This window comes from Paucibacter sp. XJ19-41, assembly GCF_028462495.1.
In the GTDB taxonomy this organism is placed as follows: Bacteria; Pseudomonadota; Gammaproteobacteria; order Burkholderiales; family Burkholderiaceae_C; genus Roseateles_E.
Genome location: NZ_JAQOWX010000001.1, coordinates 1 through 20,501, shown reverse-complemented (window position 1 = coordinate 20,501; position 20,501 = coordinate 1). Strand labels below are relative to the sequence as shown.

Annotated in this window: 19 protein-coding genes and 2 riboswitches; of the genes, 6 read left to right on the top strand and 13 right to left on the bottom strand. The window is 69.0% G+C overall.

All coding sequences use genetic code 11. The features are described from left to right. The 3 genes from PO768_RS00095 to PO768_RS00085 form a co-directional block, all read right to left on the bottom strand. Positions 1-206, bottom strand: a 206-nt coding sequence (locus PO768_RS00095; protein WP_272644381.1) for a hypothetical protein, incomplete at its 3' end; no start/stop codon positions are given. A 164-nt stretch (positions 207-370) separates the two neighbouring features. Continuing rightward, on the bottom strand, positions 371-793 hold the full coding sequence (locus PO768_RS00090) for a hypothetical protein (protein WP_272644380.1): 423 nt from the start codon (positions 791-793) through the stop codon (positions 371-373). A gap of 15 nt (positions 794-808) precedes the next feature. Continuing rightward, positions 809-1,873, bottom strand: coding sequence for a glycine zipper 2TM domain-containing protein (locus tag PO768_RS00085; protein WP_272644379.1), 1,065 nt, complete (start codon positions 1,871-1,873; stop codon positions 809-811). A 219-nt stretch (positions 1,874-2,092) separates the two neighbouring features. Here PO768_RS00085 and PO768_RS00080 point away from each other — a divergent pair, with 219 nt between their 5' ends. Next, entirely contained in the window at positions 2,093-2,806 is a 714-nt protein-coding gene (locus PO768_RS00080; protein WP_272644378.1) for a GDSL-type esterase/lipase family protein, read from the top strand. Here PO768_RS00080 and PO768_RS00075 read toward each other — a convergent pair. From PO768_RS00075 to gcvT, 10 genes are all read right to left on the bottom strand, one after another. Beyond that, on the bottom strand, positions 2,803-5,088 hold the full coding sequence (locus PO768_RS00075; protein WP_272644377.1) for an ATP-dependent DNA helicase: 2,286 nt from the start codon (positions 5,086-5,088) through the stop codon (positions 2,803-2,805). The two genes, PO768_RS00080 and PO768_RS00075, sit on opposite strands and share 4 nt — an antisense overlap. Further along, on the bottom strand, positions 5,085-5,879 hold the full coding sequence (locus PO768_RS00070; protein WP_272644376.1) for a hypothetical protein: 795 nt from the start codon (positions 5,877-5,879) through the stop codon (positions 5,085-5,087). The genes PO768_RS00075 and PO768_RS00070 overlap by 4 nt, the downstream gene beginning before the upstream one ends. Positions 5,880-5,940: 61 nt before the next feature. Then, the gene (locus tag PO768_RS00065; RefSeq protein WP_272644375.1) at positions 5,941-6,726 is read right to left on the bottom strand and encodes a metallophosphoesterase family protein; all 786 of its coding nucleotides are present in this window, start codon (positions 6,724-6,726) and stop codon (positions 5,941-5,943) included. Further along, a complete protein-coding gene (locus PO768_RS00060; protein ID WP_272644374.1) occupies positions 6,723-7,694 on the bottom strand; it encodes a diacylglycerol/lipid kinase family protein in 972 nt (323 codons plus the stop codon). The genes PO768_RS00065 and PO768_RS00060 overlap by 4 nt, the downstream gene beginning before the upstream one ends. 19 nt (positions 7,695-7,713) lie before the next feature. Continuing rightward, complete coding sequence (locus PO768_RS00055) at positions 7,714-8,223, bottom strand: dihydrofolate reductase (protein ID WP_272644373.1); 510 nt, start codon at positions 8,221-8,223, stop codon at positions 7,714-7,716. Next, positions 8,220-9,029 carry a thymidylate synthase gene (locus PO768_RS00050; RefSeq protein WP_272644372.1) on the bottom strand — a complete coding sequence of 270 codons (810 nt, stop codon included), beginning with the start codon at positions 9,027-9,029 and terminating at the stop codon, positions 8,220-8,222. The genes PO768_RS00055 and PO768_RS00050 overlap by 4 nt, the downstream gene beginning before the upstream one ends. Before the next feature lie 25 nt (positions 9,030-9,054). Further along, positions 9,055-10,443 (bottom strand): L-serine ammonia-lyase, encoded by a 1,389-nt coding sequence (locus PO768_RS00045; protein ID WP_272644371.1) that lies wholly within the window; start codon positions 10,441-10,443, stop codon positions 9,055-9,057. A gap of 15 nt (positions 10,444-10,458) precedes the next feature. Beyond that, on the bottom strand, positions 10,459-13,353 hold the full coding sequence (gcvP, locus tag PO768_RS00040) for an aminomethyl-transferring glycine dehydrogenase (protein ID WP_272644370.1): 2,895 nt from the start codon (positions 13,351-13,353) through the stop codon (positions 10,459-10,461). Positions 13,354-13,495: 142 nt separating this feature from the next. After that, on the bottom strand, positions 13,496-13,873 hold the full coding sequence (gene gcvH / locus PO768_RS00035) for a glycine cleavage system protein GcvH (RefSeq protein ID WP_272644369.1): 378 nt from the start codon (positions 13,871-13,873) through the stop codon (positions 13,496-13,498). Between the two features lie 33 nt (positions 13,874-13,906). Further along, positions 13,907-15,025 (bottom strand): glycine cleavage system aminomethyltransferase GcvT, encoded by a 1,119-nt coding sequence (gcvT, locus tag PO768_RS00030; RefSeq protein ID WP_272644368.1) that lies wholly within the window; start codon positions 15,023-15,025, stop codon positions 13,907-13,909. Positions 15,026-15,078: 53 nt separating this feature from the next. Next, positions 15,079-15,187, bottom strand: a riboswitch (glycine riboswitch). 9 nt (positions 15,188-15,196) lie between these two features. Next, positions 15,197-15,300: riboswitch (glycine riboswitch) on the bottom strand. A 193-nt stretch (positions 15,301-15,493) separates the two neighbouring features. On the opposite strand from gcvT, the gene PO768_RS00025 reads away from it, so the two are divergent. The 5 genes from PO768_RS00025 to PO768_RS00005 form a co-directional block, all read left to right on the top strand. Then, entirely contained in the window at positions 15,494-16,147 is a 654-nt protein-coding gene (locus PO768_RS00025) for a hypothetical protein (RefSeq protein ID WP_272644367.1), read from the top strand. Positions 16,148-16,203: 56 nt separating this feature from the next. Continuing rightward, entirely contained in the window at positions 16,204-17,058 is an 855-nt protein-coding gene (locus PO768_RS00020; protein ID WP_272644366.1) for a MipA/OmpV family protein, read from the top strand. A gap of 63 nt (positions 17,059-17,121) precedes the next feature. Continuing rightward, complete coding sequence (locus PO768_RS00015) at positions 17,122-17,781, top strand: response regulator (protein WP_272644365.1); 660 nt, start codon at positions 17,122-17,124, stop codon at positions 17,779-17,781. Between the two features lie 38 nt (positions 17,782-17,819). Next, a complete protein-coding gene (locus tag PO768_RS00010; protein ID WP_272644364.1) occupies positions 17,820-19,091 on the top strand; it encodes an ATP-binding protein in 1,272 nt (423 codons plus the stop codon). Positions 19,092-19,155: 64 nt separating this feature from the next. Beyond that, the coding region (locus tag PO768_RS00005) for a Do family serine endopeptidase (protein ID WP_272644363.1) at positions 19,156-20,501 on the top strand (1,346 nt) is incomplete at its 3' end.

The following is a 20,501-nucleotide window of genomic DNA, read 5'->3' as shown; positions in this document are numbered from 1 at the left end:
CAGACCTGACGCGGCCGGGCTTCGCCCGGCCAGGCCGTGTAGTTCAGGATGCCGACCATGATGGCGCCGGTGCTCAGGGCCGAATCGGCCACCGTCAGGCCGCGTGGCGGCATCGCGTCCTCGGCAGCGCTGGCGCGGCCGGCCAGCAAGAGCCCCGCAAGCACAGCCCAGATCCAGGGGCGCATCAGCAGGGGCAGAAAACTCATGGGCAGTCAGATCGTTCGGGCGGGCGCACCGCACAAGGCAGGGGGCCACCCAGTCAGGAGGCCCCCAGTTTACTTGGCGCGGCTGCGCCCACCCATCCCGTGACTGGGCGTCAGGCCGTGTCTGTCGGGGATCGGCCCGGGATCTGCCCGCGGTCCGCCTCGGTTCACGGCGCCGAGGCGGCGCTGGCCGCCGGCGCGACCGATTTGGTGATGAGCTGGCGCACGATCGCCCCTTCGGTGACGCTGCCGCTGCTGCTGCCCTGGCCGCGCACCAGACGCTCGCAGTCGGCCCGTTCGGCTGCGGGCACGCGCTCGCAGCGCGCCAGCGCATTGGCCAGATAGTCGGGCTGGACCTGCGTGCCCGGCTGGGCGCGGCGCGCCTCGGCCAGGGCCGCGCCGGCCTCCTTCAGACAGGTCTCGCGGCTCTGGCTGCTGCGGCCCTCCAGGCAGACGGCCCGCTCGGCCCTGTACCTGGATTGGGCACTGGACGTGCTGTCGGCGCTCGCGGGGGCGGCGCCGGCCGCCGCAGCGGCCAGCAGCAGGCTCAGGCTCATGGCCAGCGAAAAGAGGCTTGTGTGCTGTGTCATGCTGGACTCCGGCGTTCAGGTTTGCGGGCTGAGCTGGCCATCGCGCAGCCGGACCTTGTCGCCGGCCTTGAAGTCGGGCGGGTTGTCGAAGCTGAGCATCTGCTGGCTGCCATCCTGCAGGCGCAGCTGCACCTCGTAGACCTGCTTCTTGTCGCCGCGCTTCTGGATCTCCCGACCCAGCACCGCGCCGCCCACCGTGCCGACCACCTGGGCGGCGGTGCGTCCGCTGCCCTTGCCGACCTGGCTGCCCAGCACCGCGCCCAGCAGGCCGCCGGCCACCGCGCCGCCGACATAGCTGCCGTCACCCTCGACCTCGACCCGGTTCACCGCCAGCACGGTGGCGCAGTCGGAGCAGGCCACGTCGGGCCGCAGGCTGCTCAGCCGCTTGGCATCGAGCGCGTTCTCCAGCGTGGTGCTGGTGCTGCGGTCGCCGACCTTCAAGCGGGCGACGATGGGATTGCTCGGGTTCAGGCGGTCGCTGTCGCGTATCGTGTAGACGCCGGCGTACTGGCCGGGCCGGCCTTCGCCGAGACGGAAACGTTCCTGGGCGCCGACCAGGCGCACGACGGCACGGCCGCCGGGCGTGCCGCGCAGCGTGAAGTGCAGCTGGTTGCCGGCCTTGCGATCGCCGCCATGGCGCACCTCGAAACGTTCGATCACCGGCGCGCCGCCGGCGTCGGCGGCCGCGCCCGTCTGCCAGCCGCTTTGCAGCACCTCGTCGAGCACGGCCGAGCCGACCTTGTTGCCGTTGCGCAGATTGGCGCTGACCTGGGCATTGGGCTGCAGGCGGTCGCGCTGGCTGATGGTGTAGACGCCTTTGTAGACGCCGGGTCCGGTCTCGATCAGGCTCAGCGGCCGCTGCGCGCCGTCGATCTGCAAGGAGGCTTGCGCGCCGGGCGTGCCCCAGACCGTGAAGCCCAGCTCGGTGCCCGGGCTCAGCTGCGGCACCTGCTCGACATCAAAACCGGTGATGCGCGGTGCGGTGGCGACGGCGCGATAAGGCGTGGTCTGGGCCAGCGCGGCGGGCATCTGGGTCAGGGCGATGGCGCAGGCCATGGCCAATGTCGTGAGTTTTTTCATTCTGATTCTCCTATGTCTGAGGCGTGGACCGACTGTGCGGCCTGGCGGCGCCACAAGCGATCAGGCGATCCCACCGCCGCCTGTAGGACAAGACCTTGTGCTCACACGGTCGCTGCGACTACAGGGAGGGGCAGGCTCGCCCGACAGGGGCGCGCCGCGGCAGGCCCTATGGTGTCGACCATCTCCACCGATCGCCTCGCAAGCCTGGCAAGAAAGAAGATGAAACGACGACGATTGCTGCATCCAACCCTGCTGGGTTTGCTGGTGTCACTGGCCGGGCTGACCGAACTCTCCGCCGCGGCCGAGTCCGCCTCGGGCATGGTGCTCGAAGGTTTCCAGGCCAGCCCGGCGCGCCCGCGCCTGCGTTTGCTGGTGGTGGGGGATAGCACGGCGGTCGGCACCGGCGCCAGCGCGCCGGCGCAAAGCCTGGTCGGCCTGATCGGGCGTGCGCACCCGGACTGGATGATCCGCAATCTGGCGCTCGATGGCGCGAAGCTGGAGGACATCGCCGCACAGCTGCGTGTCGGTGCCGAGTCCTATGACCGCCTGCTGATACTGGGCGGCGGCAATGATGTGATACGGCTGAGCTCGCTGCCGCAGATGCGCGAGCAACTGAACACCATTCTGGCGCTGGCCAAGCAGCGCTCATCCAAGGTGGTGCTGATGCCGACCGGCAATGTCGGCAATGCGCCGTTCTTTTTCTGGCCGCTGTCGCGCTGGATGACGCAGCGCTCGCGCGAGCTGCATGCGCTGGCGGCTCAGCTGGCCGCCGTGCACGAGGTGCGCTACGTGCGGCTCTTCAAGGAGCGCGCCGACGATCCCTTTGTGGCCCAGGCCGAGCTGCTGCATGCCGAGGACGGCATCCACCCCAGCGATGCCGGCTATGCGCTGTGGCTGCGCGAGCTGCAGGCCCAGGCGCCGGGCCTGTTCTAGCCGCCATCCAGCGCCCACCAGGGCGGCAGCAGGCGCTGCACCTGGGGCCGCGCGAAGCGGTCATCGATCAGGTGCAGCACGCCCTGGTCGCTGGGCGTGCGTATCACCCGGCCGGCCGCCTGCACGACCTTCTGCAGGCCCGGGAACAGATAGGTGTAGTCGTAGCCGGCGCCGAACAGGGTCTGCATGCGCTGGCGGATCTGTTCGTTGACGGCATTGATCTGCGGCAGGCCCAGGGTCGCGACAAAGGCGCCGATCAGGCGCCGGCCCGGCAGGTCTATGCCTTCGGAGAAGGCCCCGCCCAGCACCGCGAAACCGATGCCGGCGCCATCCTCGGCAAAGCGGGCCAGGAACTGCTGGCGCTCGGCCTCCAGCATGCGGCGCGACTGGGTCCAGATCGGCAGCTGCGGCTGCTCGCGCGCCAGCAGCTCGGCCACCTGCTGCAGATAGTCGTAGCTGCTGAAGAAGGCCAGGTAGTTGCCGGGCTGATCCGCATACTGCCGCGCGATCAGCGCGGCGATCGGGGCCAGCGAGGCCCGGCGGTCCGGGTAGCGGGTCGAGATGGCGCGGCTGATATGCACCTGCAGCTGGGCCGCGTCAAAGGGCGAGCCGACCTGCAGCACCGCATGGGTCTCGGGCAGGCCCAGCAGGTCGGCGTAGTAGGGGCGCGGCTGCAGCGTGGCCGAGAACAGCGTGCTGGTGTGGGCCGCCTCCAGCCGCGGGCGCAGAAAGGGCGCGGGCACGATATTGCGGATGCACAGGGTCGAGTTCCCGGCCGCGGCGGCCGTGGCCGGCCGGCTCAGATCGACCAGCGAATGGCTGTCCAGCAGCTCGGCCATGCGGCCCCAATGCAGGGCCTCGAAGTAGAAGGTCTGCAAGGCCGCGTCGGACTCGGCCGGGTGTTCGCTGAAATGCTCGGTGATGGCGCCGCTGCAGGCCTGCAGCGCGCTCAGCAGGGGCTCGGGCATGGCCTCGTAGACGCGGTAGGGCTCGGCCTGGGCCTTGTCGAGCGCGCGCCAGGCGCGGGCCAGCTTGTCCAGCGCCTTCTTCAGCGCCGGCTGGGCGCGCGCGGCCGGCGAGCGGCGCGCCTGCGCCAGGCTGTCGGGCAGCAGCTCGGCCGTGTACATCTTGCGGCCGCGCTCGACCAGGTTGTGGGCCTCGTCGACCAGCAGGCCGACCCGCCACTGATTGGCCTGGGCCAGGCCGTGCAGCAGGGCGCCGAGATCGAAGTAGTAGTTGTAGTCGCCCACCACGATATCGGCCCAGCGCGCCAGTTCCTGGCTCAGGTAGTAGGGGCAGACCTGGTGCTGCAGCGCCAGCTCGCGCACCCGGGCCTGGTCCAGGGCTCCCGGCTGCGCCACGGCGGCCGCGCGGGCCGCCGGCAGCCGGTCGTAAAAGCCCAGCGCCAGCGGGCAGGCATCCCCATGACAGGCCTTGTCCGGGTGCTCGCAGGCCTTGTCGCGCGCCACCATCTCGAGCCGGCGCAGGCCCGGTGCGTCCAGGGCCTGCAGCGCGTCCAGCGCGAGCTGCCGGCCCGAGGTCTTGGCGGCCAGGAAGAAGATCTTGTCCAGGCGCTGGGTGGGCGCGGCTTTCAGCAACGGGAACAAGGTGCCGGCGGTCTTGCCGATGCCGGTGGGCGCCTCGGCCAGCAGGCAGCGGCCGCCCTGGGCCGCGCGGTAGACCGCCTCGGCCAGCTGGCGCTGGCCGGCGCGGAACTCGCCGAAGGGGAACTGCAGCGCCTGCAGCGCCGTGTCGCGGGCCTGGCGGTGCGCCAGTTCCTGCTCGGCCCAGGCCAGGAAGCGCTGGCAATGCTGCTCGAAGTGCAGGCGCAGCGCGGCGGCGCTGCAGCGTTCGCTGAGCAGGGTCTCCTGCTGGCTGCCGACGTGAAAGTAAACCAGGGCCACTTCCAGCTCGTCCAGCCCCTCCTGCTGGCACAGCAGCCAGCCGTAGATCTTGGCCTGGGCCCAGTGCAGCCGGCGGTGCGATTCGGGCTGGTCCTGCAGCCGGCCCTTGTAGGTCTTGATCTCCTCCAGGCGCTGCAGCCTGGGCTGATAGCCATCGGCCCGGCCGCGCACCTGCAGGCTTTGGTAGTCGCCGCTGAGGCTCAGCTCGGCGCGGTAGCCCTCGCCGCGGCGCTCGGCCACCAGAGCATGGCCGGCCATGCCTTCCAGCGCGGTCGGCGCCGGTGTGAAGCGCAGGTCCAGGCTGCCCTGCTTGGCGGTGAACTCGCAGAGCTCGCGCACCGCGACGCGGTAGCGAGTCGGCGGCGGCGCCTCGCTCACGGCAGCTCCGGCGCGGCGTCATCCTCGCCCAGCCGGGCCTGCAGACCCTCGCGCTCGCTGTGCAGCGGTGTGGCCTTGGCCAGCGCCAGCCAGACCGCGAAGGGCAGGCTGCGGCTGCAATGTCGGGCCGGCCGCAGCAGCTCGAAACGCCCCTCGGCCAGGCTGCCCTGCAGCACCCAGATGCCGAACTGCTCGGGGATCTCATTGGGCTGGGCTACACCGGCCGGAAACACATAGAAGCACTCGCAGCACAGCCATTCATAGGCCTGACGCTTGGCCGCATGGCGCAGGTCGGACAGCAGGTCGGCGCGGCTGAACTTGATCTCATGCACCTGGGGCCGCAGATAGGCCTCGACCGAGGTGTTGCGCACCGAGAACAGGTCGGGGCGGGCCATGCGCCAGCTGTTCTTCAGCGAGGGCGGTGGTGGCTCGGCCTCGTCCCACAGCGGCGGCTTGTCGTCCGCCGCGACCGGTTCGCTGGCGATCAGCGCGCGCAGCGACAGCTCATGCCAGACGATGCGTCCCTCGGCCAGCAGCTCCTCGGCGAAGCGCTGGGCCAGGCGGTCATGGGCGCTGAGCGGGCGTTGCTGCTGCTGGCGCTGCTGGGCCAGCCAGGCGATGCCGGCCTCGGTCAGCCGCAGCGTTTCGCGGCCATCGAGAGAGAGCTGCTGCGCCAGCATGCCGGCCGCCAGCAGATCGAGCTCGATGCCGTCCTTGCAGGGCCAGCCCGCCGAGCGCCAGATCTGGGTCAGACGGCTGCGGTGAGAGCGGTTCAGGACGAGCTCGGCCATGGCGGCTGCGAAGGAAGTGATGTAAATACTGATTATAAATACAGTATTTCTTTGAGCTTACTCAGCCGACCGGATCGATGCGGACCTGCTCGAAGCGCAGCGTGCCCTCATCGAAGTCCCAGCGCTCGACAACCCGCTGCGGCAGCCGGATCACGTTGACCGAGTTGCCCGCGCCGGGCCGCAGCCGGGCGCTGACTGCGGTGCCGGCCTGCACGGCCCACAGCGGCCGCGCCAGCCCGGTCTGTTGCGGCTGCAGCGGCAAGACAAAGGGCAGGTGGATATGGCCGCCGACGATCAGGTCCAGGCCGGCCTCGGCCCAGCGCCGCAGCGCCGCCTGATGGCCGCGCAGCCGGTTGTTAAGGTCGCTCGCCTGGGTCACGGCCAGCGGCTGGTGCACCATCACGATGCGGCACTGCCCGGGCGAGGCCGCCTGCAACCGCTGCGCGACACGCTCGATCTGACCCTCGGAGAGCTCACCATGCTTGTGGCGCCACCAGCGCGTCGTGTTGAGCGCCAGCACCAAGGCCTCGGCGTTCTCGAACTGCGGCTCCAGCTCGCTGCCAAAGGCCTGGCTGTAGCGCCGGTATGGCCAGAGCAGCCTGGCCAGCGGGTTGAACAGGGAGATGTCGTGGTTGCCGGGGATGGCCAGCACCGCAGGCACCCGCAGCCGCTCGACAAAGGCGCGGGCGGCGCTGAACTGGGCCGGCGTGGCGCGCTGAGTGATGTCGCCGCTGAGCAGCAGCACATCGGGGCGCAGGGCCTGCGCAAGCCGCTCCAGCGCGGCCACGACCGGTAGGCGCTCGGTGCCGAAATGGGTGTCGGAGATCTGCAGCAGCAGCGTGCTCATCGCGCCCCCGGCTCGGCAGCTCTCTCGGCCGCCGGCCCCGGCGGGCGTATCAGCAGCAGGGGCTCGGGCGCGACGCGGAACTGCAGCGGCAGCTTCATCCAGACGATCTCGCCATCCGTGGCCAGTTTGATGCGGCCCAGACCGAAGCGCCGCGAGGCCCGCACGGTCAGGCAGGCAAAGGAAAAATTGAACAGCTGCGAGGCCTCGCCGAGCCGGCCCAGCGCGCCGCGCAGCAAGAGGCCCAGCAGGGCCCAGCGGCCCAGCGGGCGCAGGGTGATGCCGGCCAACTGGCCGGCATCAATGGCCTGGGCCTCGGGCAGGCCGATCTGCTCCATCTGCAGCGCGTTGTTGCCAACGAACAGCGTCGGGGTGCGGATCTCGCGGACTGCGTGGGTCTCTCCCCGCAGCTCGATGCTCAGGCGCAGATTGCTGTGGCCCTGCATCAGCGTCAGCAAGCCGGCGAGAAAGGCCACCGGTCGGCTGCGGCCGAGCTGCTTTTTCCAGTACTCGCGATCCTCCAGCAGCTTCGGATACAGGCCCAGGCTGGCGTTGACCAGAAAGACCCGGTCGTTGACCAGGCCCACCTGCACCAACTGCGGGCTTTCATGCAGCAGCACCTGCAGCGCGGCATCGAGCTCTGCCGGGATGCCATGGGTGCGGCTGAAGTAGTTGAAGGTGCCTCGCGGCAGCACGCCGAAGGCACAGCCGCTTCCGAGCACCGCCTGGGCTACCGCATTGATCGTGCCGTCGCCGCCGGCGGCAACGACGATGCCCCGCACCGCCTGCGCCCGCTGCACCGTCTCGCGGGCGATGCGGTGAATCTGGCGCGGATCACTGACGGCCTGCAGATGCAGCTCGCGGCCGGCTTCCCGGCAGGCCGCCTCGATGCCGGATTGCAGCTCGGCCGCCTCGCCATGGCCCGAGCCCCGGTTGAAGATGACGAAAAGGGCAGGGGCGGCGGTCGTCATCGGCGGCGGCTCGTGGGGCTCAGGGCGCGCCGGACGGTCGGCGTCGGTAGCTGGCGAAATCGTAGGCCAGGCCTTGGGCACTGCGCTGCGGCTGGCGGGCCAGGCAGTCGAAGTGGCTGGCGTCCCAGGCGGGGAAGAAGGCATCGGCACCGTCGAAGCGCGCGGCGATCTCGGTCAGCTCCAGCCGGGTCGCCCGGGGCAGGGCCAGCGCATAGATCTCGGCGCCGCCCATCACGAAGACCTGGTCTGCGCCGGCGCAGGCTGCCAGCGCGGCGTCCAGCGAGGCATGGACCTCGGCACCATCCAGTGCCAGGTCTTGCTGGCGGCTCAGCACCAGATTGCGCCGACCGACCAGCGGCCGGAAGCGCGGTGGGATCGAGTCCCAGGTCTTGCGGCCCATGATGACAGCATGCCCCATCGTCAAGGCCTTGAAGCGGGCCATGTCCTCGGGCAGGCGCACCAGCAGCTCGTTATTTCTGCCGATGGCGCCGCCCTCGGCGACGGCGGCGATCAGGACGACATCGGTCATACGGCGACCGGTGCCTTGATCGCCGGATGGTGCTGGTAGTCCAGCAGCTCGAAATCCTCGAGCTCGTAATCGAAGATCGAGGCCGGGCGGCGCTTGATGCGCATCTGCGGGTAGGGGAAGGGCGCGCGCTCGAGCTGGGTGCGCACCTGTTCCTCGTGATTGCTGTAGATATGGCAATCGCCGCCGGTCCAGACAAAGTCGCCCAGCGCCAGATCGCATTGCTGGGCCAGCATCTGGGTCAGGAGCGCATAGCTGGCGATATTGAAGGGCACGCCGAGGAAGATGTCGGCGCTGCGCTGGTAGAGCTGGCAGGACAGCTTGCCCTCGGCCACATAGAACTGGAAGAAGGCGTGGCAGGGCATCAGGGCCATCTTGCCCAGATCGGCCACATTCCAGGCGCTGACGATGATGCGGCGCGAATCGGGATTGCTCTTGAGGGTCTTCACGACCTCGGCAATCTGGTCGATATGGCCGCCGTCCGGCGTCGGCCAGCTGCGCCACTGCACGCCGTAGACCGGGCCCAGGTCACCGTCCTCGCGGGCCCACTCGTCCCAGATCGTGCAGCCGCGCTCCTGCAGCCATTTGACATTGGAGTCGCCGCGCAGAAACCACAACAGCTCCAGGATGATGGACTTCAGATGCACCTTCTTGCTCGTCACCAGCGGGAAGCCCTGGCTCAGATCGAAGCGCATCTGGTGGCCGAACACGCTGCGCGTGCCGGTGCCGGTGCGGTCGGTCTTGTGCACGCCATGCTCGTGGACATGGCGCATGAAGTCTTCGAACTGGGAGCTGTTGGACGTGGTCATGCCGGCATTTTAGGGGCCGTCCCCGTCAGCATTCGACGATGTTGACCGCCAGGCCGCCGCGCGCCGTTTCCTTGTACTTGGTCATCATGTCGGCGCCGGTGTCGCGCATGGTCTTGATGACCTTGTCGAGGCTGACGAAATGGGTGCCGTCGCCGCGCAGCGCCATGCGGGCCGCGTTGATGGCCTTGACCGAGGCGATCGCATTGCGCTCGATGCAGGGGATCTGCACCAGGCCGCCGACCGGGTCGCAGGTCAGGCCCAGATGGTGCTCCATGCCGATCTCGGCGGCGTTCTCGACCTGCTCCGGCGTGCCGCCCATCACCTGGCATAGCGCGCCGGCGGCCATCGAGCAGGCCACGCCGACCTCGCCCTGGCAGCCGACCTCGGCACCCGAGATCGAGGCGTTTTCCTTGTAGAGGATGCCGATGGCTGCGGCCGTCAGCAGGAAGTCGACGATGCCGTCCTCGCTGGCGTGGTGGACGAAGCGGGCGTAGTAATGCAGCACCGCCGGCACGATGCCGGCCGCGCCATTGGTCGGGGCGGTGACGACGCGGCCGCCGGCGGCGTTCTCTTCGTTGACGGCCAGCGCGTAGAGATTGACCCAGTCCATCACCTGCAGCGGATCGCGCAGCGCGGCCTCGGGGTTGGCGGTCAGGTCGCGGTGCAGCTGGGCGGCACGGCGCTTGACCTTGAAACCGCCCGGCAGGATGCCCTCGGTCTTGCAGCCGCGCGTGACGCAGTCCTGCATCACCTGCCAGATCTTCAGCAGGCCGGCGCGGGTCTCCTCGTCGCTGCGCCAATGGCGCTCGTTGCGGCGCATGATCTCGGCGATGCTGATGCCGTGCTGTTTTGTCAGCGCCAGCAGATCGTCGCCGCTGTGGAAGGGGTAGGGCAGCACGGTAGCATCGGGCGCGATGACCTTCTGCTTGCTGCCGTCGGCCGCGACCTCGTCGCTGACGACAAAGCCGCCGCCGACCGAGTAGTAGACGCGGTTGGCGATCTCTGCACCGTCGGCATCGAAGGCCAGGCAGCGCATGCCGTTGGCATGGAAGGGCAGGGATTCGCGGCGCTTGAAGACCAGATCCTTGGCCTCGTCAAAGCCAATGGCATGCTCGCCGATCAGGTTCAGCGCGCCGCCGCGAATGCCGGCCAGCAGCTCGGGGATGGCCTCGATATCGACCGTGTCCGGCTCATGGCCAGCCAGGCCCAGCAGCACGGCCTTGTCGCTGCCATGGCCCTTGCCGGTGGCGCCCAGGCTGCCGTAGAGCACGACCTGGACGCGGGCGCTGCGCTCGAGCAGGCCCTCGTGCTTGAGGCGCAGGCCGAACAGCCGCGCCGCCCGCATCGGGCCGACGGTATGCGAGCTCGATGGCCCGATACCGATCTTGAAAAGGTCAAAAACGGAAACGGCCATCGTGGCTCCCTTGGCTTATTGCTGTTCGTATTCGGACAGCGGCACGCAGCTGCAGAACAGATTGCGGTCGCCGTAGACATTGTCGACCCGGCCCACCGGCACCCAGTACTTCTGGCGGCGCAGCGTGGCGACCGGGTAGGCCGCCTCCTCGCGCGTGTAGCCATGGGTCCAGTCGGCCTTCAGCAGGCTCTCGGCGGTGTGCGGCGCGTTGACCAGCGGGTTGTCCTCGCGCGACCAGCTGCCGGCTTCGACCTTCGCGATCTCGGCGCGGATCGCCAGCATCGCGTCGCAGAAGCGGTCCAGCTCGGCCTTGGACTCGCTCTCGGTCGGTTCCACCATCAAGGTGCCGGCAACCGGGAAGGACAGCGTCGGCGCATGGAAGCCGTAGTCGATGAGGCGCTTGGCCACGTCCTCGGCGGACACGCCCGAGGTCTCCTTGAGCGGGCGCAGGTCCAGGATGCACTCATGGGCGACGCCGCCGCCCTTGACGCCGGCGATATTGCCGCTGAAGTGGATGTCGTAGGCATCGGCCAGACGGGCGGCCACATAGTTGGCCGACAGGATGGCGGTCTCGGTCGCGGCGGTCAGGCCGTCGGCGCCCATCATGCGCACATACATCCACGAGATCGGCAGCACGGCCGCATTGCCCAGCGGGGCTGCAGAGACGGCGCCGATATTGCTCTCGGCACCCAGTCCGGCCGAGCGGTGCGCCGGCAGGAAGGGCACCAGGTCCTCGACCACGCAGACCGGGCCGACGCCCGGGCCGCCGCCGCCGTGCGGGATGCAGAAGGTCTTGTGCAGGTTCAGGTGCGAAACATCGCCGCCGAACTCGCCGGGTGCGGCCACGCCGACCAGCGCATTCATGTTCGCGCCGTCCACATAGACGCGGCCGCCGTGGCTCTTGACCAGGGCGCAGATCTCCTTGACATGGGTGTCGAACACGCCATAGGTCGAGGGATAGGTGATCATGATCGCGGCCAGGTTCGCGCTGTGCTGCTCGCACTTGGCCTTCAGGTCGGCCAGATCGATATTGCCCTCGGCGTCGCACTTGGTCACGACCACGCTCATGCCCACCATCTGGGCCGAGGCCGGGTTGGTGCCATGGGCCGACTCGGGGATCAGGCAGATCTTGCGGTGGCCTTCGTTGCGCGACTCATGCCAGGCCTTGATCGCCAAGAGGCCGGCGTACTCGCCCTGCGAGCCGGCATTGGGCTGCAGGCTGATGCCGGCATAACCGGTGGCCTGGCACAGCCAGGCGGTCAGTTGCTCGTTGAGCAGCGCATAGCCGGCCAGCTGATCCTGCGGCGCGAAGGGGTGCACGCCCGCGAACTCCGGCCAGGTGATCGGGATCATCTCGCTGGTGGCATTGAGCTTCATCGTGCAGGAGCCCAGCGGGATCATGCTGCGGTCCAGCGCCAGGTCCTTGTCGGCCAGTGCGCGCAAATAGCGCAGCATCTCGGTTTCCGAGTGGTGGGTGTTGAAGACCGGGTGAGTCAGGTAGGCGCTGGTGCGCAGCAGCTCGGCCGGGATCAGCGCGGCAATCCCCTTCTCGGCGGCCTCGAAGTCGGCGACTCCCGCGCCGAACACCGCCAGGATGGCGGCCAGATCGGCGCGCGTGCTGGTCTCGTCCAGCGAGATCGACAGGCTGGTGGCCGAGGCGCGACGGAAGTTCATGCCGGCGGCGACGGCGCCAGCCAGCAGCGCGGCCGTCTTGTCCCCGCTCAGGACCTGCAGCGTATCGAAGGCGCCCGCATTGGCGATCTCATAGCCCAGCGCTTTCAGTCCCTTGGCCAGCAGCGCGGTGTAGCTGGCGACGCGCTGCGCGATGCGCTTGAGGCCATCCGGGCCGTGATAGACCGCGTACATGCTGGCGACCACGGCCGGCAGCACCTGGGCCGTGCAGATGTTCGAGGTGGCCTTCTCGCGGCGGATGTGCTGCTCGCGGGTCTGCAGCGCCAGGCGGTAGGCCTTGTTGCCATGGGCGTCGATGCTGACGCCCACCAGGCGGCCCGGCAGGCTGCGCTTGAATTCGTCCTTGCAGGCCATATAGGCGGCATGCGGGCCGCCGGCGCCCATGGGCATGCCCAGGCGCTGGGTCGTGCCGATCGCGATGTCGGCGCCTTGCTCGCCGGGGGCTTTCAGCAGGGTCAGGGCCAGCAGGTCGGCCGCGGCGATCAGCAACGCGCCCTGCGCATGCAGCGCGTCGGCGGCGGCCTGCAGGGGGCGGATCTCGCCGTTGACGCCCGGGTACTGCAGCAGCGCGGCAAAGCAGGGGCTCTTGCCGGCCTCGGCGGCCGGGCCGACCTGCACCGTGATGCCCAGCGGCGCGGCGCGGGTCTGGATCACTTCCAGGCTTTGCGGCAGCACATCGTCGGCGACGAAGAAGACCTGGCTCTTGCTCTTGCCCACGCGGGCGGCCAGGGTCATCGCCTCGGCGGCGGCGGTGGCCTCATCGAGCATCGAGGCATTGGCGATGGCCATGCCGGTCAGGTCGGTGACCATGGTCTGGAAATTGACCAGGGCCTCCATGCGGCCTTGCGAGATCTCGGCCTGGTAGGGCGTGTAGGCGGTGTACCAGGCGGGGTTCTCGAGGATGTTGCGCAGGATGACGCCGGGGGTCAGGGTGCCGTAGTAGCCCTGGCCGATATAGCTCTTCAGCACCCGGTTCCTGGCGGCGACCGCCTTCAGCTCGGCCAGGGCCTGGGCCTCGCTGGCGGCGGCGGGCAGGTCCATGCCCACGGCGCGCTTGATGCTGGCGGGTACGATGGCCTCGATCAGCGCGCGGCGCGAAGCCGCGCCGATCACCGACAGCATGCCGGCCTCGTCGGCCGCATCGGGGCCGATATGGCGGGCGTGGAATTCGGCGGCGTTCTCGAGCTCGCCCAGGGGCTTCAGAGCAGACATCAACATGGCAACAATCCTTGCAATACAACAGCGGGCACCAGGTGCCCGCGTCTTTCAATCACGGCCGAAACAAGTCGCCCGCCGGGCCGCCCCAAGGGCGGCTTGATCCCCTCGGGGGATCGCCCGGGGTACACCCCGGGCGAGGGGCTCACAGGCCCTTGACCAGCTCGTCATAGGCCGTGCCGTCCATCAGCGCGTCCAGCTCGGCCGGCTTGCTGAGCTTGACCTTGAAGAACCAGCCCGCCTTCAGCGGGTCGCTATTGGCCAGCGAAGGGTCGTCACGCAGCGCTTCGTTGACCTCGGTGATCTCACCCGACACCGGCATATAGACATCGGCCGCGGCCTTGACCGACTCGACCACACCGGCCACATCCTTCTCGGCAAAGCTCGCGCCGACGGCGGGCAGGTCGACAAAGACCACATCGCCCAGCGCGTCCTGCGCGTGGACCGTGATGCCCACGGTGGCCGTGCCGTCGGCTTCGATCTGGACCCACTCGTGGTCGGCGGTGTACTTGATAGTGCTCATGGGGTGCTCCGTGAAGTAGGGGGGTGCGACTGATCAGCCGCGGTAGTAACCGTTGGGGGTGAAAGGGGTGGGGCTGACGGTCATCGGCGTGCGCTTGTCGCGCACGATGGCCCAGACCTGGGTGCCCTGGGCCGCATGGCTGCTGTTCAGATAGGCCAGGGCCACCGGCTTGTTGACCGTCGGGCCCAGGGTGCCGCTGGTGACGACGCCGATCTCGACGCCGGCCTCATCCACCAGCTTGGCGCCTTCGCGCACCGGCATGCGCTCGCTGCCGACCAGGCCGACGCGCTTGCGTGCGGCGCCGCCGGCCAGTTGGGCGTCGACCACGGCCGCGCCCGGATAGCCGCCGGCGCGCGCACCGCCGGCGCGGCGCACCTTCTGGATCGCCCAGGTCAGCGAGGCCTCGACCGGCGTGGTGCCGGTATCGATGTCATGGCCATACAGGCACAGGCCGGCCTCCAGGCGCAGCGAGTCGCGCGCGCCGAGGCCGATGGGCTTGACCTCGGGCTGCGCCAGCAGCTTGCGCGCCAGCGCCTCGGCCTGCGCGCCGGCCACCGAGATCTCGAAGCCGTCCTCGCCGGTGTAGCCGGAGCGGGTCAAAAAGGTCGGAATGCCGTCCAGCTCGAAAAAGCCGCCGGTCATGAAGGTCAGCTTGGCGACCTCGGGATTCAGGCGCGCGAGCGCGGTCACGGCCTGCGGCCCCTGCAGCGCCAGCAGCGCCTGCTCGGGCATGGGGATCACGTCGCACTTGGCGGCTATGGTGGCTTGCAGATGGGCGATGTCCTGCAGCTTGCAGCCCGCATTGACGACGACGAACAGGTCGTCGGGGCGGCGGCAGATCATCAGGTCGTCGAGGATGCCGCCCTGCTCGTTGGTGAAGAGCGCATAGCGCTGCTTGAACACGCCCAGGTCGATCACGTCGACCGGCACGAGGGTTTCGAGCGCGGCGGCGGCGCCGGCGCCGACCAGGCGCAGCTGGCCCATATGCGAGACATCGAAGAGGCCGGCCGCGGCGCGGGTGTGCTTGTGCTCGGCCATCACGCCCGACGGGTACTGCACCGGCATGTCATAGCCGCCGAAGGGCACCATCTTGGCGCCGAGTTCGAGATGCAGGGCGTGCAGGGGGGTCTTGAGGAGAGCGTCGGCGGACATCTGGAAAACTCCGAGGGCATTCAAACAGCCCACGCCCATCGGGGGCGCGGGGGGATGCCCTCGCTGTCCGGCTTACCTGAGAGATTGACCGCTGACGGTTCGCCAACAGCTTGCCCCTTCGGTGGACGGACTCGGGGCCCGCCTCTCTCCAGTGAGGAACGCCCGGTTCTGGGCGTTTTGTCAGTCCTTTTGCCTGAGCGTTCGCAGCTTGGGATCACCATCGCCACTGCGCCTTCGGCGGCTTCCGCTAGGAAGCTCTCTCCTGACCGGCGGGATTGTAGCCATGGTTTGGCGTGCCAAGAGCCACAGCCGTGGGAAAACACACCGGCCCGCAAGATCTGCAGGGGTGGCGCGCCGCCGGCCAGCCCGATTCAGCCCGCCTTCATCTGGGGTCCAGGAAGTCTTCAGCGTAGGGGCCGACACTGCATGGAATCCGCAACACCTGACCCCAACAGCCGGACTCCCGACATGCCCTATTTTCTGACTCTTGCCCTGTTGCTGGCGTTGGTCCAGCCAGCCAGAGCCGCCGACAACGCCAAGCTGCCGGCCGCGGAACTGTTCTCGATGGCGGCCGCGCTGGACAAGCTGCCCGCCGGCCAGCGCGACGCCTTCGGCCTGCGCCACCGCATCTGGTCCAAGCAGGCCGGCAAGCCGCTGTCGGTCTGGTATGAAGACCAGGGCCAAAAGATCGAAATCCCGCTGCGCGCCGATGGCAGCTTTGATCGCCCCGCCGCGCTGGCCCGTCCGGGCTTCAATCCCATGCTGATGGCTAGCCAGCCCGAGGCCGGCGTTGAACTCAGCATCGACCTGCTGGCCCAAGTGGCTGACAGCAGGGAGCTGCATTACGCCGATCTGATGCGTTCGGTGACGCAAATGAATGCCTTCATCAAGAGCCAGGCCGGCTTGATGAGTCTGTTCGCCCCGACGGTCCACAGCCTGCACTTCCGTTGCCAGCCCCAGGCCGAGTGCGCGCTGACCGCCCACCTGCCCGAGGGGCCCAAGACCTATGTGCCGGACGCCAGCGGCCGCATCACGCTCAAGCTCAGCAAGGCATTGATGAAGGCCAACCCCCGTCTGAGCGGCAAGACCCCTTTTGCCGAGATCGTCGGCGATATGGAATGAGCTGCGCCGTCGATCGTTTTCCCTCCGCTTTACTCACTTGAAAGCCCGATGCATCCATGAATACCAACACCCGTCATTGCAACGTCCGCGCTTCGCTGCTGACCCTGGCCCGGCTGAGCCTGATCGGCGCGGCCCAGGCCCAGGCCCAGGATCAGGCGCAGCCCGAGGGCAACACCCTAATGCTGGGCCTGGGGCTTGGCTTCGGCGCCAAGTACGCCGGCTCCAAGAAGATCGAAGGTGGCGTCATGCCGGGGATCGACTACAGCATGAGCAACGGTTTCTATGCCAGCACCCTGCGCGGCATCGGCTGGGGCGGCCAGAGCGGCCCGTTCGGCTATAGCGCCGGCCTCGGCCTGCGCGGTGGCCGCGAAGACCGCGACAAGAAGAAGGGCCTGGGCGGCGGCGGCGCCAATGAGTTGCTGGGCATGGGCGAGATCAAGACCACCGCCACCCTCAATCTGGGGGTCAGCTACAACCTGATGGATGCCGTCGAACTCAGCGCTGGCGTGGAGTTGCCGCTGAGCAAGGGCAAGAAGAACGCCAAGCTCGGTGACAAGGCGCTCCAGCATGGCACGGTCTTCAGGCTGGGCGCGAGCGCCGGCATCTGGGGCAATGACAGCAGCGACGTTTCGATCGAGCTGGGAGCGACGGCCGGTGACAAGAAGTACATGCAGACCTTCTTCGGTGTCACCCCCGAGCAGGCGGCGGCCACCAAGTTCAAGGCCTATGCGCCCAAGGCCGGCTTCCATTCGGTCGAGGCCAGCATCAACTGGAACTACAAGATCGACAAGAAGTGGGGCGTCGTGACCTCGCTGGGCGTGAATCATCTGCTGGGTGATGCCGGCAAGAGCCCGATCGTGCAGCGCAAGAGCACCCCTACCGGCATGGTGATGCTGACCTATCTGTACTGACCTCCGCGCCCCGGCTTAAGCCTGGCCTAAGTCTGGCCAGGCGGGGCTGTGGACAATACCGGCATGCGTTTATTGCTGGTGGAAGACGATCAGATGATTGGCGAGCAGCTGCTGGACCTGCTGCGTGCCGAGGGCTATGCGGTCGACTGGGTGCGCGACGGCGAGCAGGCCGACACCGCGCTGCAGGCCCAGGACTACGACCTGCTGCTGCTCGATCTGGGCCTGCCGCGGCGCGACGGCATGAGCGTGCTGCGCTGCTTGCGCGCGCGCAAGCAGCGCCTGCCGGTGCTGATCGCCACCGCCCGCGATGCGCTGGCGCAGCGGGTCGAGGGGCTGGACGCCGGCGCCGACGACTATGTGCTCAAGCCCTTCGAGCTCGACGAGCTGCTGGCCCGCATCCGCGCGCTGCTGCGCCGCGCCAGCGGCCGCGCCGAGCCGGTCTATGAGCATCTGGGCGTCAGCCTGAATCCCGCCACCCATGAGGCCACGGTCGGCGGCCAGCCGGTCACGCTGTCGGCGCGCGAATGGGCGGTGCTGGAGCCGCTGCTGGCGCGGCCGGGCCTGGTGCTGTCGCGCCAGCAGCTGGAGGAAAAGCTCTACAGCTGGAAGGACGAGGTCACGAGCAATGCGGTCGAGGTCTATATCCACGGCCTGCGCAAGAAGCTCGGGTCCGGCCTGATCCAGAATGTGCGCGGCCTCGGCTATATGGTGCCCAAGCAATGATGACGGCAAGACCTGCCCCCTCGCTGCGGCGCCGGCTGATGCTGTTCCTGTTGGGCGCCGTCAGCCTGGCGGCGTTGCTGCAGGCCTGGAGCGCCTACCGCACGGCCTTGCAGGAGGCCGACGCGATCTTTGACTACCAGATGCAGCAGATGGCGCTGTCCATCGGCGGCGCCGCGCCGCCGCGCCATCTGCCCGAGGAGCTGGAGCTGATCATCCAGGCCTGGACCGACGACGGTCTGCAGCTGTTCGCGCCGGCGCCGCGGGCGCGGCTGCCGCAGCGCGCGGTGCTGGGCTTCACCACTGTCGAGTCGGAGGGCAAGCAGTACCGCGTGCTGTCGATGCAGACCGGCGGCCGGGTGGTGCAGGTGGCCCAGGAGCTGGCGGTGCGCCAGCGCCTGGCCGGGCGGCTGGCCTGGCGCACGATCACGCCGATCGCCATCGTGCTGCCGCTGCTGATGGCGGTGGTGGGCTGGGTGGTGAGCCGCTCGCTGGCGCCGGTCGAGCGGGTGCGCAAGCAGCTGGCGGCGCGGGCGGCCGAGGATTTGTCGCCGGTGGGCGAGGGCGGCCTGCCGGCGGAGATCCAGCCCATGGTGCAGGAGCTGAACTCGCTGCTGGCGCGCATGCGCCAGGCCTTCGACGCGCAACAGCATTTCGTCGCCGACGCCGCCCATGAGCTGCGCTCGCCGCTGACCGCGCTGAAGCTGCAGCTGCAGGCCCTGCAGCGCAGCGCCGGCGAGCCCGAGCGCGCGCTGATCCAGCAGCGCCTGGGCGCCGGCATCGAGCGGGCCGGCCATCTGGTCGAGCAACTGCTGCTGCTGGCGCGTCAGCAGGCGGCGGGCAGCATCGAGAGGCGGCCGGTCGCGCTGGAGGCGCTGACCCGCCAGCTGATGGGCGAGCTGGCCGCCAGCGCGCAGCTGCGGCAGATCGACCTGGGCCTGCTGCGGGCCGACGCGGTCAGTGTTCCCGGCCAGGCCGATGCGCTGGCCGTGCTGCTGCGCAATCTGCTGGACAACGCGCTCAAGTACACGCCCGAGGGCGGGCGGGTCGATGTGCTGCTGCTGGACGAGGGCGGCACGGCGCGGCTGCGCATCGAGGACAGCGGCCCCGGCATCGCGCCCGAGGAGCGCGAGCGCGTGTTCGATCGTTTCTATCGCAGCAGTGAGCAGCAGGCCCAGGCCAGCGGCTCCGGCCTGGGCCTGGCCATCGTCAAGTCGATTGCCGAACGCCACGGCGCCCGGCTCGCGCTGGAGCGCTCGGAGGCGCTGGGCGGGCTGCGGGTGGATGTGCTGTTCGACAAGAGCGCGCCTTAAGTGCCACCTAAGTCTTGCTTGCCATAGTGAGCCCATCGACGCTCACTTTTTAGCAGGAGGCTTTATGGCAGCAGCAGAAACAATGATCCCGGCCAAGCGTTTGGTATGGGCCCTGGCGACCGCCGGACTGATAGGCGTTGGCGGCGGCGCGATCGGCGCGGCGGCCTTGCAGAAAACGGCCACGCCGCCGGCCGCCAGCCAGCAGACAACAGCCGCGCCGGTCGCGGCGATGCCGACCAGCGCAGCGCCCGCGCCATCGCCAATGGCGGCCCCAGTGCTGCCCGACTTTGCCCAGATCACCCAGCAAAACGGCGCCGCCGTGGTCAATATCAGCGTCACCGGCAGCGTCAAGACCAGTCGCGCCGCGCCGCAGCTGGATCCCGATGATCCCTTCTACCAGTTCTTCCGCCGTTTCCAGGTGCCGGGCCAACCGGGCCAGGCCCGCGAGATGCCCACGCGCGGCCAGGGCTCGGGCTTCATCGTCAGCGCCGACGGCCTGATACTGACCAATGCCCATGTGGTGCGCGACGCCCAGGAGGTGATGGTCAAGCTGACCGACCGGCGCGAGTTCCCGGCCAAGGTGCTGGGCAGCGACCCCAAGACCGATGTGGCGGTGCTGAAAATCGAGGCCAAGAACCTGCCTGCGCTGAAATTGGGCAGCAGCAAGGACCTGCGCGTCGGCGAATGGGTGCTGGCGATAGGCTCGCCCTTCGGTTTCGAAAACAGCGTCAGCGCCGGCGTCGTCAGCGCCAAGGGCCGGGCCCTGCCCGACGAGACCTTTGTGCCCTTCATCCAGACCGATGTGGCGGTCAACCCCGGCAACTCCGGCGGCCCGCTGTTCAACGCCCGCGGTGAGGTGGTCGGCATCAACTCGCAGATCTACAGCCAGTCCGGCGGCTACCAGGGCATCTCGTTCGCGATCCCTATCGAGGTGGCGACGCGGGTGCAGCAGCAGATCCAGGGCGGCGGCAAGGCTCGCCATGCGCGCCTGGGCGTGACCATCCAGGATGTGAACCAGAGCTTTGCCGACTCCTTCAAGCTGGAGCGCCCGGCCGGCGCGCTGGTGGCCGGGGTCGAGGCCGGTGGCCCGGCGGCCCAGGCCGGGCTGCGCTCCGGCGATGTGGTGCTGAAGTTCAACGATCAGCCCATCGTCGCCTCCAGCGATCTGCCGGCCCTGCTGGGCCAGGCCACGCCGGGCGAGACCGCCACGCTGGAAATCTGGCGCCAGGGCAAGCGCGAGCAGCTCAAGGCCAAGCTCGGCGAAGCCGGCGAGCCGCAGCAGGCCAAGGCCGAGGACGAGCAGGCCACGCCGGCCGGCAAGCTGGGGCTGGCGCTGCGGCCGCTGCAGCAGGGCGAGCGCCGCGGTGCCGAGGGCGGCCTGGTGGTGCAGGACGCTGGCGGCGCGGCGGC

Excerpts from the sequence above, each read along its gene's own strand:
- PO768_RS00090 (WP_272644380.1), bottom strand. The coding sequence starts at position 793 with ATGACACAGCACACAAGCCTCTTTTCGCTGGCCATGAGCCTGAGCCTG.
- PO768_RS00085 (WP_272644379.1), bottom strand. The coding sequence starts at position 1,873 with ATGAAAAAACTCACGACATTGGCCATGGCCTGCGCCATCGCCCTGACC.
- PO768_RS00080 (WP_272644378.1), top strand. The coding sequence starts at position 2,093 with ATGAAACGACGACGATTGCTGCATCCAACCCTGCTGGGTTTGCTGGTG.
- PO768_RS00070 (WP_272644376.1), bottom strand. The coding sequence starts at position 5,879 with ATGGCCGAGCTCGTCCTGAACCGCTCTCACCGCAGCCGTCTGACCCAG.
- PO768_RS00065 (WP_272644375.1), bottom strand. The coding sequence starts at position 6,726 with ATGAGCACGCTGCTGCTGCAGATCTCCGACACCCATTTCGGCACCGAG.
- PO768_RS00060 (WP_272644374.1), bottom strand. The coding sequence starts at position 7,694 with ATGACGACCGCCGCCCCTGCCCTTTTCGTCATCTTCAACCGGGGCTCG.
- PO768_RS00055 (WP_272644373.1), bottom strand. The coding sequence starts at position 8,223 with ATGACCGATGTCGTCCTGATCGCCGCCGTCGCCGAGGGCGGCGCCATC.
- PO768_RS00050 (WP_272644372.1), bottom strand. The coding sequence starts at position 9,029 with ATGACCACGTCCAACAGCTCCCAGTTCGAAGACTTCATGCGCCATGTC.
- PO768_RS00045 (WP_272644371.1), bottom strand. The coding sequence starts at position 10,443 with ATGGCCGTTTCCGTTTTTGACCTTTTCAAGATCGGTATCGGGCCATCG.
- gcvP (WP_272644370.1), bottom strand. The coding sequence starts at position 13,353 with ATGTTGATGTCTGCTCTGAAGCCCCTGGGCGAGCTCGAGAACGCCGCC.
- gcvH (WP_272644369.1), bottom strand. The coding sequence starts at position 13,873 with ATGAGCACTATCAAGTACACCGCCGACCACGAGTGGGTCCAGATCGAA.
- gcvT (WP_272644368.1), bottom strand. The coding sequence starts at position 15,025 with ATGTCCGCCGACGCTCTCCTCAAGACCCCCCTGCACGCCCTGCATCTC.
- PO768_RS00025 (WP_272644367.1), top strand. The coding sequence starts at position 15,494 with ATGCCCTATTTTCTGACTCTTGCCCTGTTGCTGGCGTTGGTCCAGCCA.
- PO768_RS00020 (WP_272644366.1), top strand. The coding sequence starts at position 16,204 with ATGAATACCAACACCCGTCATTGCAACGTCCGCGCTTCGCTGCTGACC.
- PO768_RS00015 (WP_272644365.1), top strand. The coding sequence starts at position 17,122 with ATGCGTTTATTGCTGGTGGAAGACGATCAGATGATTGGCGAGCAGCTG.
- PO768_RS00010 (WP_272644364.1), top strand. The coding sequence starts at position 17,820 with ATGCTGTTCCTGTTGGGCGCCGTCAGCCTGGCGGCGTTGCTGCAGGCC.